The organism is Serratia sp. X10 (genome assembly GCF_017811775.1).
In the GTDB taxonomy this organism is placed as follows: Bacteria; Pseudomonadota; Gammaproteobacteria; order Enterobacterales; family Enterobacteriaceae; genus Serratia; species Serratia ureilytica.
On sequence record NZ_JAEIOH010000002.1, the window covers coordinates 302,647 to 318,019 of the forward strand.

General features: G+C 59.7%; 14 protein-coding genes. 10 read left to right on the forward strand and 4 right to left on the reverse strand.

Annotated elements, in window-relative coordinates:
• Positions 1-270 precede the first annotated feature (270 nt).
• Together J9788_RS06910 and J9788_RS06915 are read left to right on the forward strand one after the other, a co-directional pair.
• Positions 271-1,689, forward strand: coding sequence for a glutamine synthetase family protein (locus J9788_RS06910; protein ID WP_182264147.1), 1,419 nt, complete (start codon positions 271-273; stop codon positions 1,687-1,689).
• Positions 1,690-2,224: 535 nt separating this feature from the next.
• The gene (locus J9788_RS06915) at positions 2,225-3,592 is read left to right on the forward strand and encodes an APC family permease (RefSeq protein WP_025303526.1); all 1,368 of its coding nucleotides are present in this window, start codon (positions 2,225-2,227) and stop codon (positions 3,590-3,592) included.
• Positions 3,593-3,661: 69 nt separating this feature from the next.
• Here J9788_RS06915 and sbcB read toward each other — a convergent pair whose 3' ends face one another.
• The 3 genes from sbcB to J9788_RS06930 form a co-directional block, all read right to left on the reverse strand.
• Positions 3,662-5,089, reverse strand: coding sequence for an exodeoxyribonuclease I (sbcB, locus tag J9788_RS06920; RefSeq protein WP_033643788.1), 1,428 nt, complete (start codon positions 5,087-5,089; stop codon positions 3,662-3,664).
• Between the two features lie 90 nt (positions 5,090-5,179).
• The gene (locus tag J9788_RS06925) at positions 5,180-5,368 is read right to left on the reverse strand and encodes a DNA polymerase III subunit theta (protein ID WP_033643787.1); all 189 of its coding nucleotides are present in this window, start codon (positions 5,366-5,368) and stop codon (positions 5,180-5,182) included.
• 54 nt (positions 5,369-5,422) lie between these two features.
• A complete protein-coding gene (locus tag J9788_RS06930) occupies positions 5,423-5,629 on the reverse strand; it encodes a hypothetical protein (protein ID WP_046896373.1) in 207 nt (68 codons plus the stop codon).
• Positions 5,630-5,887: 258 nt separating this feature from the next.
• Here J9788_RS06930 and J9788_RS06935 point away from each other — a divergent pair, with 258 nt between their 5' ends.
• Positions 5,888-6,997 carry an SDR family oxidoreductase gene (locus J9788_RS06935; RefSeq protein WP_046896707.1) on the forward strand — a complete coding sequence of 370 codons (1,110 nt, stop codon included), beginning with the start codon at positions 5,888-5,890 and terminating at the stop codon, positions 6,995-6,997.
• 36 nt (positions 6,998-7,033) lie between these two features.
• Here J9788_RS06935 and J9788_RS06940 read toward each other — a convergent pair whose 3' ends face one another.
• Entirely contained in the window at positions 7,034-7,780 is a 747-nt protein-coding gene (locus J9788_RS06940) for a helix-turn-helix transcriptional regulator (protein ID WP_033643785.1), read from the reverse strand.
• 176 nt (positions 7,781-7,956) lie between these two features.
• On the opposite strand from J9788_RS06940, the gene J9788_RS06945 reads away from it, so the two are divergent.
• From J9788_RS06945 to J9788_RS06975, 7 genes are all read left to right on the forward strand, one after another.
• Positions 7,957-8,724: an N-acetylmuramoyl-L-alanine amidase gene (locus J9788_RS06945; protein ID WP_182264148.1), complete on the forward strand. Its 768-nt coding sequence runs from the start codon at positions 7,957-7,959 to the stop codon at positions 8,722-8,724.
• 94 nt (positions 8,725-8,818) lie between these two features.
• A complete protein-coding gene (locus J9788_RS06950) occupies positions 8,819-9,886 on the forward strand; it encodes an FUSC family protein (protein WP_033643781.1) in 1,068 nt (355 codons plus the stop codon).
• Between the two features lie 160 nt (positions 9,887-10,046).
• Positions 10,047-10,364 (forward strand): PTS system regulator TmaR, encoded by a 318-nt coding sequence (gene tmaR / locus J9788_RS06955; protein ID WP_004935612.1) that lies wholly within the window; start codon positions 10,047-10,049, stop codon positions 10,362-10,364.
• Positions 10,365-10,718: 354 nt separating this feature from the next.
• A complete protein-coding gene (locus tag J9788_RS06960; protein ID WP_182264149.1) occupies positions 10,719-11,786 on the forward strand; it encodes an alcohol dehydrogenase catalytic domain-containing protein in 1,068 nt (355 codons plus the stop codon).
• A gap of 136 nt (positions 11,787-11,922) precedes the next feature.
• The gene (locus tag J9788_RS06965) at positions 11,923-12,840 is read left to right on the forward strand and encodes an ABC transporter substrate-binding protein (protein ID WP_015378502.1); all 918 of its coding nucleotides are present in this window, start codon (positions 11,923-11,925) and stop codon (positions 12,838-12,840) included.
• 54 nt (positions 12,841-12,894) lie between these two features.
• Positions 12,895-14,385: a sugar ABC transporter ATP-binding protein gene (locus J9788_RS06970; protein ID WP_182264150.1), complete on the forward strand. Its 1,491-nt coding sequence runs from the start codon at positions 12,895-12,897 to the stop codon at positions 14,383-14,385.
• Positions 14,382-15,371 carry an ABC transporter permease gene (locus J9788_RS06975; protein ID WP_147879934.1) on the forward strand — a complete coding sequence of 330 codons (990 nt, stop codon included), beginning with the start codon at positions 14,382-14,384 and terminating at the stop codon, positions 15,369-15,371. The genes J9788_RS06970 and J9788_RS06975 overlap by 4 nt, the downstream gene beginning before the upstream one ends.
• Positions 15,372-15,373 lie beyond the last annotated feature (2 nt).

The following is a 15,373-nucleotide window of genomic DNA, read 5'->3' on the forward strand; positions in this document are numbered from 1 at the left end:
GCTCACCGTCGGCGCGGCGGACAAAATAGTTGACGTGAAAATGGCGGCAAGGCCTTTTCGGTCAATATTTTATCAATTTAGCAGCCGGTGGCGAATAATCAAACAGGATTGTAACATTTGCAAACCCATTCTGTTAAGACTATGTTTCATGTTGTGGATGTTATTTTGAGCGCCCGGCAGCGGCGCGACCTGGTGAGAAATCCAATCATGTGTTGAATCGAACGGCGGACGGGCGCCAACGCGCCTTAAGAGCATAATGGCGGGTGACGTATGCAAACCAATAGCGCAGCAGTTGAACATTTTGCACAGCATCATGAAGAGAGGCGAAGTAGCGCGTTCCAAAATGAGGTCGCTCATTATTTGGAACGCCATCCCGCCACGCAGTATATCGATATCCTTCTCACCGATCTCAATGGTTCCTTCCGCGGCAAACGCATACCCGTCTCAGGGTTGAAAAAACTGGAAAAAGGCAGCTACTTCCCCGCGTCGGTGTTCGCTATGGACATCCTCGGCAACGTGGTGGAGGAGGCCGGCCTTGGGCAGGAACTCGGCGAACCGGATCGCGTATGCCTGCCGGTGCCCGGTTCGCTGACGCCGTCGGCGGCCGATCCGCAGCACATCGGCCAGGTGCTGCTCACCATGCTGGATGAAGATGGTACTCCCTTTGACGTTGAACCCCGCAATGTGCTGAACCGCGTGTGGCAGGCGCTGCGACAGCGCGGCTTGTTCCCGGTGGCAGCGGTAGAGCTGGAGTTTTATCTCATCGATCGGCTGCGCGACGCGGAAGGCGATTTGCAACCGCCGTGTGCGCCCGGCACGCAGGAGCGCAACACCCAAAGCCAGGTGTACTCCGTCGATAACCTGAACCATTTCGCCGAGGTGCTGAACGATATCGACGCGCTGGCGAAGCTGCAGGGGCTGCCGGCGGACGGCGCGGTGGCGGAGGCCTCGCCGGGGCAATTCGAGGTCAACCTGCGTCATACCGACGATATCTTGCTGGCCTGCGACCACGCGCTGGCGTTGAAACGGCTGGTGCGGCTGGTGGCCGAGAACCACGGCATGCACGCCACCTTTATGGCCAAGCCCTATGAGGATTACGCCGGCAGCGGCATGCACGTGCACGTCAGCATGCAGGATGGCGCGGGCAACAACCTGTTCGCCGACGCCGAAGGCGAGGATTCGCCGCTCTTGAAACAGGCGCTGGCCGGGATGATCACCCTGATGCCGGCGTCGATGGCGCTGTTGGCGCCGAACGTCAATGCCTATCGGCGTTTCCAGCCGGGGATGTATGTGCCGATCCAGGCCGCCTGGGGCCACAATAACCGCACCGTGGCGCTGCGCATTCCCTGCGGCGAACCGGAGAACCGTCGGGTGGAGTACCGCGTGGCCGGCGCCGACGCCAATCCGTATCTGGTGATGGCGGCGATCCTGGCCGGCATGCTGTACGGGCTGGACAACCTACTGCCGCTGCCTGAGCCGGTGACCGGCAACGGGCTGGAGCAAGAGGGGCTGCCGCTGCCGATCCGCCAAAGCGACGCGCTGTACGAGTTTGAACATCAGCACGCGCTGACGCACTATCTCGGCGAGCGTTTCACCCGCGTTTATCACGCCTGCAAGACCGACGAACTGCTGCAGTTTGAACGGCGAGTGACGGAAACCGAGATCGACTGGATGTTGAAAAATGCCTGAATAGGCGTATAAAGTAAGAGGTATGTGCGGGCGACTGGCCTGCCGGCAGCGGATTAATTCGCCTGCCAGGCTGGTTTTCCGTGCGATCGACAAAAAGAATTTGTATTTGAGGGTTTCCGGATCTTGTCATTCGGAGGCATTCTGGTGCAAAATATCTCAAATGCAGATAGCCGACGTTTTGAAAGCGTCGGTTATTTTTTTTGCATTATGTTTTACCAACGTAGCGTTTCATACACCAAGCGAGGCCGGACACCGATCCGGATAGATAAATAGTTTCGTGCACGATCAAACAAAACTTTATGGTCGTGACTCATGAGGATTAGAAAGATGGGGCAATTTTTCACTTTAGCGCCGGTGCCCGCCGGTTTCCGCTGTGGCCGCAGCGACTATGGAGCAGCCGAGGTTACCTCGACCCGTTATCCAGCTTACAACCCCCTTCTTTTAGAATTAAGTCGCTCGTTGCGAAGTTTCCCCGCAACCTTAAGTCTTGGCGTGTCCGCCATCCGCAAGGCTCAAGGTAAGGGGGGGCTGAACAATGTCCGATAACACCATCAACGCCGCTCCGGCTCAGCGCACTCAGCTGCGTAAAACCCTGACTTTAGTTCCGGTAGTGATGATGGGCTTGGCTTACCTGCAGCCAATGACCATTTTCGATACCTTCGGCATCGTATCCGGCCTGACCGATGGTCACGTCGCGACCGCGTACGCCTTCGCTCTGCTGGCGATCCTGTTTACCGCCCTGAGCTACGGCAAGCTGGTGAAGAAGTTCCCTTCCGCCGGTTCCGCCTACACCTACGCCCAGAAAGCCATCAGCCCGCACGTCGGCTTTATGGTGGGCTGGTCATCGCTGCTGGACTACCTGTTCATGCCGATGATCAACATTTTGCTGGCCAAGATTTACCTGGAAGCGATCTTCCCGGGCGTACCGTCCTGGATCTTCGTGGCGGTGCTGGTCGGCTTGATGACGATTTTCAACCTGCGCGGCATCAAGCTGGTGGCTAACCTGAACTCCATCATCGTGGTGGTGCAGGTGGCGATCATGATCGTGTTCCTCGGCCTGGTGATCAACGGCATTTACCACGGCGAAGGCGCCGGTACGCTGGTCAGCAGCCGCCCGTTCTGGTCCGATAACGCTCACGTGGTGCCGATGATTACCGGCGCGACCATCCTGTGCTTCTCGTTCCTGGGCTTTGACGGCATCAGCTCCCTGTCCGAAGAGACCAAAGATGCGGAAAAAGTGATCCCGAAAGCCATCTTCCTGACGGCGCTGATCGGCGGCATCATCTTTATCGTGGTGTCTTACTTCGTGCAGCTGTACTTCCCGGACATTTCGCGCTTCAAGGATCCGGACGCTTCGCAGCCTGAAATCATGCTGTACGTAGCGGGTAAATTCTTCCAGTCGGTGATCCTGGTGTTCTCCTGCGTGACGGTATTGGCGTCGGGCATGGCGGCGCACGCGGGCGTTTCGCGTCTGATGTACGTGATGGGCCGCGACGGCGTGTTCCCGACTCGCTTCTTCGGCTATGTGCATCCGAAGTGGCGTACCCCGGCGCTGAACGTGCTGCTGGTAGGCGCCATCGCGCTGTCCGCGGTGTCGTTTGACCTGGTGACCGCGACCGCGCTGATCAACTTCGGTGCGCTGGTGGCCTTCACCTTCGTTAACCTGTCGGTGATCTCGCAGTTCTATATTCGCGACAAGATGAACCGCACCGTGAAGGACACGTTCAACTACCTGATCCTGCCGGTGATGGGCGCACTGACCGTCGGCGCGCTGTGGATCAACCTGGAAGCCAGCTCGATGACGCTGGGCCTGGTTTGGGCGGCCATCGGCCTGATCTACCTGGCCTTCGTCACCCGCAGCTTCCGCCTGCCGGTGCCGCAAGCGAGCGAAGACGCCGCCTAAGCGCGAGCCGTCTCCTCAGCCACAAAAAGGCCGCTTTCGCGGCCTTTTCCTTTTCTGCTGCGGCGGGTTTTATCCCACCAACTCTTTGCCGTAATCGAACAGCGCTTTCAGCAGGGCGGTTTTCTCTTTGTCGCCTTCGTGCAGGTTATACAGCGACTCGAGCTGCAGCAGATAGCTCTGCACGCGCTCCGCGCTCAAGGCTTCCTGACGATGTTGCAGCCAGCGGCGCTGCTCGGCGTCGTCCAGCGTATTCGGGTAGTTGCGCGCGCGGAAGCGGAACAGCAGCTCTTTCATGCGGCCGTCGCTGAAGGCCAGATCCAGCGCCGGCAGGTTCTGCGGCTTGGTCTGCTGGATAATCCTCATCGCCGCCTTGTCGGCATCGCTGAAGAAACCATCGTACAAGCGGGCGTCGACGTCCTCGGAACCTTTGAACGGCTCGGCTTCGGCGAACAGCGCGACCACTTTCTCGCGCACTTCCGGATGCTGTTTTAGCAGCTGCAGATTTTGCAGGCACGCCTGACGATCGATGCCCAGCCGCTCGGCGTTCTCCGGCAGCAAGGTTTTGGCCGGGGCCAGCACCGGGCATTTGTTGATATGCACCAGCTTGATCGGCACCGGCGCCTGATCCGGCGCCAGATCGTCGCGGCGGGTGTACAGCCGTTCACGCAGCTGCTCGGCGCTCAGCGTCAACAGCGGCGTCATGTCGCCGGCCAGATCGCACATGATCACCGCGTTCTTGTTGTCCGGGTGCCAGGCCAGCGGCGATACCCAGCTGGTATTGCCGCGCGCCGCGCCGAACATGCCGGAGACGTGCACCAGCGGCGTCATGTCAGCGACGTCGATCAGGGCGTTCAGCTTGTGTTTATTGCGGTGCTGCAACAGGAAATCGAACAGCCGCGGCTGCGCCTGCTTGACCAGCTTGGCCATGGCGATGGTGGCGTAAACGTCCGACATCGCATCGTGAGCCTGCGTGTGCTCGACGCCGTTGGCGCGCGTCAGGTGTTCCAGGCGGAAGCTGGGGAAACCGTCTTCGTTTTCCGGCCAAACGATGCCGTCCGGGCGCAGAGCGTAGCAGGCGCGCATCACATCCAGCAGATCCCAGCGCGAGTTGCCGTTTTGCCAGCTGTAGGCGTAGGGATCGTAGAAGTTGCGATAGAAGATATTGCGGCTCACTTCGTCATCGAAGCGGATGTTGTTGTAACCGAGAATGCAGGTGCCGGCCACGCTGAAGGCCTGATGGATTTGGCGGGTGAATTCGGCTTCGTTAACGCCTTTGGCGCGCGCCACCTGCGGCGTGATGCCGGTGATCATCACCGCCTCCGGTTCCGGCAGGTAATCGTCGGCCGGGGCGCAGTAGATGACCAGCGGCTCTTCGATAATGTTGAAATCCATATCGGTGCGCACGCCGGCGAACTGCGCCGGGCGGTCCAGCGACGGGCTCTTGCCGAAGGTCTCGTAATCGTGAATATAAAATGTGGCCGTTGCCTTGCTGCTCAAAATCGCGTCTCTTCAGTGGCGGATACAATATGCCTCTATTGTAACGGCGTGGGGAGCGATGCCAAGCGGCGGTTAGCGAAATGCGCGCAATTACGCACGGCGATAATAATTCAGCCGTTGATGAAAGTAGGGGAGCAGGTGGTCGGGGACCTGTTGTTCTGTTTCCGCCTGAGTGGAGGCGATGCCGTAGCGTTCATTGTAGATCACGCTGATGGCCAGCAAATCGGTTTCTATTTTCTCGCGTTGCGCCTGCGGTAAGCTATCCAGCTTTCGAGCCATCGTTATCTCCCTGTTAACCTTAGGGCATAATAGGATCGTTAGCGGATATTGTCCCTACCCATTCCGAGGGGCAGTCGACGCCTGAGCGCCGGGTTGCGCGCAAGGCGCCTGGCTGTGGCGGGCGGCGAACTCGCTCTCTGCGTGATGTGCCTGGAAGCGATCCACGCGTTGGTACAGCGAACAGGCACCGCCGATCACCGCCACCCAAAACAGGGTGCATAGCAGCAAAACCCCCAACCAGATTTTTTGGTTATAGGTCATAAGTCCTCCACGGACGCTAAGAGAAATAACATTGACCATTAAATTAAATCAGGGGTTACATCAATGGTATTTAAACAGTAGGGATTAATCGTAATCTTGTCCCGACTCTTTTGTTACTAAACCCATGATGGATGTTTCAAAAGATTCCTTAAGATAATATTAAGAAAAGTGTTTAAGGGCGCCGTAATTCTATTTAATAATTGTTTAATTATCCGCAGATACAATCTTCCACATTCAATGCCAATGTGGGTGACAATTATGAAAACGCTGCTGTTGACCGGCGCTACCGGCTTTCTCGGTGGTGCGGTTCTTGAAAAATTATTGATTGAAAATCAGTCCATTAATTATCTTTTGCTGGTGCGCGCCGACGATGCGCAGCAAGGGCTGGCCCGTATTCGCGCGAATATGGAAAAGTTTAATATCGACGCGAATCTGCTGTCTAAAATTACGATAGAAAATATATTGTTGGGCGACCTTTCCGAGCCGGCCAACTTTTTAACTGACGCACGCATTAACAAAGTCACGCATGTTATTAATTGCGCGGCCGTTGCTTCTTTCGGTAATAACCCGCTCATTTGGAAGGTAAACGTAGAAGGCACACTGGCCTTTGCCGAAAGAATGGCGCAGGTGCCGGGATTAAAACGCTTCCTGCACGTCGGTACCGCCATGTCCTGTTCGCCGGAGCCGGGTTCGCTGGTGTCGGAGAGCGGCGAGTTTGAGGAAGACGCCGAGCACCTGGTGGAATATACGCGTTCCAAATCCACCATTGAACAGCTGATGCGCCAGCGCTGCCCGCACATGCCGCTGACCATCGCCCGTCCGTCGATCGTCGTTGGCCACACTCGCCTGGGCTGCCAGCCTTCCAGCAGCATTTTCTGGGTGTTCGGCATGGCGCTGATGCTGCGCAAGTTCATGTGTTCGCTGCAGGACAATATCGATGTGATCCCGGCGGACTACTGTGCGGATGCGTTGGTGATGTTGATGAACAGCGAAACGCTCGAGAACGACGTTTATCATATCTCCGCCGGTGAGGAGAGCAGCGTCAGCTTTGCCGAAATCGACCGCGCCATGGCGGCGGCGCTGGAAAAGGCGCCGGTGGGCGATGAGTATGCGCAGGTGACGTATGACGCGCTGGTGAAAATGCGCCGTCAGCTGAAAGACATTTTCGGCCCGTGCAACGAGCGGCTGATGCTCAAAGCGATGCGCCTGTACGGATCGTTCGCCATGCTCAACGTGCGTTTCAGCAACGAGAAAATCCTCAAGCTGGGCATGCCGAAACCGCCGCGCTTCACCGACTACATCGCCGGCTGCGTGCAGTCGACCCGCGGGCTGTCCATTCAGCAGCAGATGGTGGTGGACTTCAAATAACCGGCGGGCGCCCTGGGTGCCCGACGCTGTGGTCCGTTACCAGGACGAAGATGACCAGAAGACGCGGCCGAGCACCACCAGTTGCTCTTTGCGCTGCTGATAGCTGAGATGCTCGTCCTGGTACTCTTCCCGGTTGAGGGAGCGGATGATGACGCCACCGTCCGGCTGCTCGATAAGCACCTTCACCCGCAGCAAATTGCCGTGGCGGATGGCGTAGGTCTTGCCCTCGCGGATGCGCGTGTCGTCGGTGTTGATGCCGACCACGTCGCCGTCCTGCAGGCGCGGTTCCATGCTGGAGCCGGAGATGCGGATAATGCGCGCGGCGTTGACCGCCACCCCCATCTTGTGCAGATAGTAACGGCGAAAGATCAGCGAAAACTCCTCGCGATCGACGATTTCGTAGCAGCCGTCGCCGGCGGAAAAATCGATATCCAGCAGCGGGATCTCCACAAACTCTTCCTTGTCTTGTTCGGTATCTTCCCATACCACCGGTTTCAAGCGGGCGGGTTGGAAGTCCGACTCCGCCGCCACGTTGTCAAACGGGCGCACCAGCTGCTTTTCATGAAACACGTCGAACCAGCCCTTGGGCAAATTCAGCTTGGCCTCGATCCGCCTGGCCAGATTGTCGCCAAGATTGCGGGAGGATTTCTCCCCGATGATTTGGCTCAGCGTCGGCGCGGAAGACTCAACCAGCGTGGCGAATTCATTCTGGTTGACGCCTTGCCGGGCGTAGCGGGCCATCAATTCGCGCAGATTGTTGCGCCTGATTTCTTTAGTTTCCATCGTGCAATGATCGCACTCTTTAGCAAAAAGGTAAATAACGATTTTGCTAAAAAAGACTTGCGCATGATTTAGCAATTAGCTAAAACAAAAAGGGTGAGCCAAGGGTTCACCCGTGCGGGGCGGTCTGTCATGATGAGGGGCCGCTCAGTGAAATCAAACGAGAGAGGGACTTTACGATGTACAAGATTGATTACAATAGCTACCGATCGGTCGCCAGCTTCGGCCGCCGCGTGCGCTTTCTGGTGCTGCACTACACGGCGCAAAACTTCGCCGACTCGGTGAAGTCGTTGACCGGAAAATCGGTCAGCGCGCACTATCTGGTGCCGGATCCGACCGAGGCGACCTATCAGGCCGCCGGCTTCAGCGGCGTGCGCATCTTCAACCTGGTGGACGAGAATGAGCGCGCCTGGCATGCCGGCACCAGCCAATGGGGCACCCGCAGCAATATCAACGACACCTCGATCGGCATCGAGATTGTCAACCTGGCGAGTGGCGACGGTGGAAACATCACCTTCCCGCCGTTCAATCCGCAGCAGATCGAGGCTGTCACCCAGCTGGCGCAGAACATCCTGCAGCGTTATCCGGACATCTCGCCAGTGAACGTGGTGGCGCACTCCGATATCGCGCCGGGCCGCAAGAGCGATCCGGGCCCGCAGTTCCCGTGGCAGCAGCTGTATCAGGCCGGCGTCGGCGCCTGGTATGACGAAACGACCAAGCAGCAGCGCCAGCAGGAATACTGCAGCCAGGGCCTGCCGGCGCAGGCCGATCTGCTGAAACTGTTCGCCCAATACGGCTACGACACCTCGGCGGCGAGCACCGCAGAAGGCTATCGCCAGCTGGTGCGCGCGTTCCAGCTGCACTTCCGTCAGCAGAAGTATGACGGCGTGATGGATGTTGAAACCGCCGCCGTTCTGCGCGCGCTGGTCGACAAGTACGTCGCCTGAGCCTGAAGGTGAATGGGGGACGCCTCATTCGCCTTTTCCTCGCCGGGCTTCCTTCGCTAAAATAGCGGCCTGGCTGGTCTTTATCGGAGGCACTGTGCGCCTCGATCGAAAAATCTCTTCCCTTGAACTGCTGACCTATCGCCACTACCGCATCGTACACGGCGTGCGCATCGGGCTGGCGTTTATCCTGACCTTTCTGCTGATCCGCCTGCTGGCGGTGCCCGAAGGCACCTGGCCGCTGATCACCCTGGTGGTGGTGATGGGGCCGATCTCGTTTTGGGGCAACGTGCTGCAGCGCGCGCTGCAACGCATCGCCGGCACGGTGTTCGGCGCCGCCTCCGGCCTGATCGCCCTGTATCTGGAACTCTATTCGCTGCCGCTGATGCTGGTTTGGTGCGGCGTGGTGATGTTCGTCTGCGGTTACCTGACGCTCGGCAAACGGCCGTATATGGCGCTGCTGGTGGGGATCACGCTGGCGGTAGTGTGCGGCGCGGGCGCCGGCGACATGCACACCGCGCTGTGGCGCAGCGGCGACGTGATCTTCGGCTCGCTGTTGGCGCTGCTGTTCACCAGCATCTACCCGCAGCGCGCCTATATTCTGTGGCGCATGCAAATGGCGGACTGCCTGCAAACCGCCGCCCGTCTCTACGGCGCGTATTTTTCGCCGAACGTTATCGAGCGGCCGCGGCTGGAGCCGCAGCTCAAGGATCTGTTGAATCAGGTGGTGAAGCTGCGCAGCCTGATCGTGCCCGCCAGCAAGGAAACCCGCATCCCCAAAGCGGTGTTCGAAGCGGTGCAAACCCTCAGCCGCAATCTGGTATGCACGCTGGAGCTGATGGCCGATGCCTACTGGGCCTCGCGCGAAACGCACTTCATCATGCTGAACGCCCGCACGCTGCGCAGCACCCAGCTGCTGACGCTGAGCTCGCTGGAGTCGCTGGCGGTGCTGATGCGCGAAGGGCCGCAGGCGCAGCGCCAGGCGGCGGCGGGGCAGCTGGCGGAAATCGCCGGCGAGCTGAAAACGCTGATGCAGGAAGTCAGCGTCGGCCAACACGGCGAAGCGCCGATTTACGGCTACGTTTGGCTCAGCATGGAGCTGGCGCAGCAGTTGGAAGAGCTGGGGGATTTGCTCCAGGTTTGCACCGCCGCCGGGCGCGAATAAGGGGTCAGATCATGAAGGCGGCGCTTTGGGTTTTGGCCGCCGGGGCAAAGTGGGTAAGATAAGCCAATCACTGTTGTGCCGGACCGCCACAAACCTGTATCTTGGTGCCATGTGGCCGTAAGCAAATGAATCTGTGTATTACTAAAGCAAGGGTATAAAGATGGATAATGCAAATAAGCCGAGTTTCCAGGACGTGCTGGAGTTTGTGCGTATGTTCCGCCGCAAAAACAAACTGCAACGCGAGATCGTCGACAACGAAAAGAAAATTCGTGATAACCAGAAGCGCGTGCTGCTGCTCGACAACCTGAGTGAGTACATCAAGCCCGGCATGAGCATTGAAGACATTCAGGGCATCATCGCCAACATGCGCAGCGACTACGAAGATCGCGTTGATGACTACATCATCAAAAATGCCGATCTGTCCAAAGAGCGCCGCGAGCTGTCCAAAAAGCTGAAAGCGATGGGTGAAGTGAAGTAACCCGCTCTATCGGGCCGGGCGCGATGCCTGGCCCGCATTCCTGCCAATCATTTTCTTCCCGCCGTTTCGATCATCTCCCGATCCTCATCGATCCTGTAAATGGGATCACGATCCGCATTTGTAGCATTTTTAGCCGCAATGTTAACGAACTGTGATTTTGTTCAAACAATTCTTTTTGCAGCTTTGGTTATATGTCGATCAATGTTCACGTTGTCATTTTGGTTTTTCGGGATATGTGATGATTAATTCATTGAAATTTAACATGTTGTGGCGTTACTCATTTTTTGTTGAATAAAAATGACAACGTCAACATTTAGAATTTTCAAGCGTTTAACGAGTGTATTGGAGGAAGAGATGAGCCAGTTGCCGGAAAAAATGCGCGCGGTCGTTTGCCATGGCCCGCAGGATTATCGTTTCGAACAGGTGCCTACGCCGCTGCCGAAGGCGCGCGAGCTGGTGATCAAGGTGGAAGGCTGCGGCATCTGCGCCGGCGACTGCAAATGCAAGAACGGCGCGCAGATGTTTTGGGGCGAGAATCCGTGGGTCAAACCGCCGGTGGTGCCGGGGCACGAGTTCTACGGCCGCGTCGCCGCGTTGGGCGAGGGCGCGGAAGGCAAATACCAGCTCGGCGAGCGGGTGATCGCCGAGCAGATCGTGCCGTGCTGGGAGTGCCGTTACTGCAAATCCGGCAGCTACTGGATGTGTGAGACGCATAACATTTACGGCTTCCAAAGAGACGTGGCGGAGGGCGGCATGGCGGAGTACATGCGCTTTTCCGAAAACGCCATCGTCCACAAGATCCCGGAAAGCCTGAGCCATGAAGACGCGGTACTGATCGAGCCGATGGCCTGCGCCATCCACACCGTGGCGCGCGGCGACATCCAGCTGGACGACGTGGTGGTGTTGGCCGGCGCCGGGCCGCTCGGGCTGTGCATGGTGCAAGTGGCGCGCCTGAAAACGCCAAAGAAACTGATCGTGATCGACGCCATCGACGAGCGGCTGGCGCTGGCGAAGGAATTCGGCGCCGACGTGGTGATCAACCCGCTGAAGGAAGACGCCGACCAGATCGTCAAATCGCTGACCGGCGGCTACGGCTGCGACGTCTACATTGAGGCCACCGGCGCGCCGATCGGCGTCACCCAGGGGCTGCAGATGATCCGCAAGCTGGGCCGCTTCGTGGAGTTCAGCGTGTTCGGCAAGGAAACCACCGTCGACTGGTCCATCATCGGCGATCGCAAGGAACTGGACATTCGCGGCGCGCACCTGGCGCCCTACAGCTATGAGATCGCCATCGATCTGTTCGAGCGCGGGCTGGTGACCTCAAGCGGCGTGGTGACCCACAGCTATTCATTGAACGACTGGGACGAAGCCTTCGCCCTGGCGGACTCGACCGACTCCATCAAGGTGATCCTGGTTCCCTGACCCTCCCGCCGTACCGCTGTTGCAGTCATGATCGCCGGCCCGCTCCGCAATGGGGGGCCGGCCGGTCGGCCAAACGTAAAGACATGCTGTTGCTCTGATAACCACAACAAGAAGCTTCCCTACAGGAGAATTGGCTATGTTTTCATTATTCAAAAAGACCCTGCCTTTTATCGTCGCCGGTGGAATGTTGGCGGCCAGCCATGGGGCGCTGGCCAAGCAAATCACGATCGGTATGTCGTTCCAGGAAATGAACAACGACTACTTCGTCACCATGAAGCAGGCGCTGGATCAGGCGGCGGCGGATATCGGCGCCAAGGTGTACGTGGCCGATGCGCGCCATGACGTCGCCAAACAGATCGGCGACGTGGAAGACATGCTGCAGAAGAAGGTGGATATCCTGCTGATCAACCCGACCGACTCGGTGGGGGTGCAGTCGGCGGTGATCTCCGCCCATAAGGCCGGCGCGGTGGTGGTGGCGATCGACGCGCAGGCCGAAGGGCCGCTGGACTCGTTCGTCGGCTCGGAAAACTACGACGCCGGCTTCCAGGCGGGCGAGTATCTGGCGAAAGCGCTGGGCGGCAAAGGCAAGGTGGCGATCCTCGACGGTATCCCGGTGGTGCCGATCCTGGAGCGCGTGCGCGGCTTTGAAGCGGCGATGAAGAAATACCCCGACATCAAGATCGTCACCAAGCAAAACGGCAAGCAGGAGCGCGACACCGCGCTGACCGTCACCGAAAACATGCTGCAGTCGGCGCCGGATCTGGCGGGCATTTTCAGCGTCAACGACGTCGGCGCACTCGGCGCCCTGGCGGCGATCGAAAGCAACGGCGCCAAGGTCAAGCTGGTGAGCGTCGACGGCCAGCCGGAAGCCATCAAAGAGATCCTCAAGCCGAATTCGCCGTTTATCGCCACTTCGGCGCAGTTCCCGCGCGACCAGCTGCGCATCGCGCTCGGCATTGCGCTGGCCCGCTACTGGGGCGCCACGGTGCCGAAAACCGTGCCGGTCAAAGTGAAGCTGATCGACCGCAGCAATGCGGCCGGCTTTAGCTGGTAACAGCGGCCGGGTTCGCCCCGCTGCGGCGGGGCGTTCGGCGCGGAGGGCAATGCGGTGACACCTTTACTGGAACTGAAGCGAATAAAAAAGAGCTTTCCCGGCGTGAAGGCGCTGGACGGCATCGATCTGGCCATTCAACGCGGCGAGGTGCACGCCCTGCTGGGCGAAAACGGCGCCGGCAAATCGACGCTGGTGAAAATCATGTGCGGCATCTATCAGCCGGACGAGGGCGATATTTTTATCGACGGCGAGCAGCGCCGCTTTAACAACTATCGCCAGGCGATCGAGGCCGGCGTCGGCATTATTTTTCAGGAATTCTCGTTGATTCCCTACATGAGCGCCATCGACAACATCTTCCTCAACCGGGAGATCAGGAACCGCTGGGGCCTGCTGGATCGCCGGGCGATGCGGCGCAAGGCCGAGGCGATCTTCAAGCGGCTGACGGTGGCTATCGATCTCGATTGCCCGGTGGAGCAGCTGAGCGTGGCGCAGCAGCAGTTCGTTGAGATCGCCAAGGCGCTGTCGCTGGAGGCGCGGGTGCTGGTGCTGGACGAACCGACCGCCACGCTGACGCCGGGCGAGGCCGAACACCTGTTCAGCGTGATGAACGATCTGCGGCTGCTGGGCGTCGGCATGGTGTTCATCTCGCACCACCTGGACGAGATCTTCACCATCTGCGATCGCATCACCGTGCTGCGCGACGGCGCCTATATCGAAACGCTGGCGACCGGTGACACCAACGTGGAAGAGCTGGTGCGGCTGATGGTCGGGCGCAAAATCGAGAACGCCTTCCCGGTGAAGCCGCACCCGGTCGATACCGCGACGGTGCTGCTGGAGGCGGAGATCCAGCGCGAGAAGCACGGCGCGACCGACCGCTTCCACCTGCACAAGGGCGAGATCCTCGGCTTCGCCGGGCTGGTGGGCTCCGGGCGCACCGAGACCGTTTCGGCGCTGATCGGCGCCAGCCGCTGCCACCGCAAACGCGTTCGTCTCGGCGGCCAACCGGCGGCGCTGCGCTCCCCGGCGCAGGCGCTGGCGCAGGGCATCGGCCTGCTGCCGGAGAGCCGCAAAACCGAGGGCCTGGTGCTGCCGTTCTCGGTGGCGCAGAACATCACCCTCAACCGGCACCATCGGCGCGGCAAGATCTTCGTCAGCGCCCGCAAGGATCGCGACGTGGTGCAACGGCTGATCCGCGCCGTGGGGGTGAAAACCCCGGACGCCGAGACCGCCGTCAGCACCCTGAGCGGCGGCAACCAGCAGAAGGTGGTGATCGCCCGCTGGCTTAACAATGACTGCAACATCCTGATCTTCGACGAGCCGACGCGCGGCATCGACGTGGGCGCCAAGGCCGAGATCTACCAGCTGATGCAGCAACTGACCCAGCAGGGCATCTCCATCATCATGATTTCTTCCGAACTGCCGGAGATCATCGGCGTGTGCGACCGCGTGCTGGTGTTTCGCGGCGGCCACATCGTCGCCGAACTGACCGGCGACGAGATCGAATCCAACCACATCATGCTTCACGCGACCGGGAGTGCCTTATGATCGGAATTGAACAACCCGCCGTGGCGCGCCGCGCCGCCGGCCCCAGCCTCGGCAAGCGCTGGGAAAAACTGCTGCATCACCCGGCGGTCTTGCCGTTTATCGGCTTCGTTGTCCTGTTCGTGCTGATGAGCCTGCTGAACGACAGCTTCCTCAGCGTCAACAACCTGACCAACGTGGCGCGCCAGGTGTCTATCAACGCCATCATCGCGGTGGGCATGACCTGCGCCATCCTGACCGGCGGCATCGATCTCTCGGTGGGGCCGGTAATGGCGCTGGCCGGTTCGGTCGCCGCCGGGCTGATGCTGGCGGCGGTGCCCATCCCGCTGGCGATGGTGGCGGCGCTGGCGCTCGGCGCGCTGTTCGGCCTGGCCAACGGCGCCTGCATCGCCTACCTGCGCATGCCGCCGATCATCGTCACCCTGGCGTCGATGGGCATCGCCCGCGGCCTGGCGCTGCTCTATACCGGCGGCTACCCGATCTCCGGCCTTCCCGACGTCTTCTCGTTCTTTGGCCGCGGCACGCTGCTGGGCATCCAGGTGCCGATCCTGATCATGCTCGGCGTGTACCTGCTGGCCTGGCTGATGCTCAACCAGCTGCCGTTCGGCCGCTACGTCTACGCGATGGGCGGTAACGAAGAGGCGGCGCGCCTGAGCGGCATCCGCGTGCCGCGCTACAAGATGCTGGTGTACGTGATCAGCGGCCTGACCGCCGCGCTGGCCGGGCTGGTGCTGACCTCGCGCCTGATGAGCGGGCAGCCCAACGCCGGCGAAGGCTTCGAGCTGGACGCCATCGCCGCCGTAGTGCTGGGCGGGGCGGCGATCTCCGGCGGGCGCGGCGCCATCGTCGGCACGCTGGTGGGGGCGATGATGCTCGGGGTGCTCAACAACGGCCTCAATCTGATGAACGTGTCGCCGTATATCCAGAACGTGGTGAAGGGCGGCATCATCCTGGCCGCCATCTACCTCAGCTCCGTGCGGCGCAAATAGGA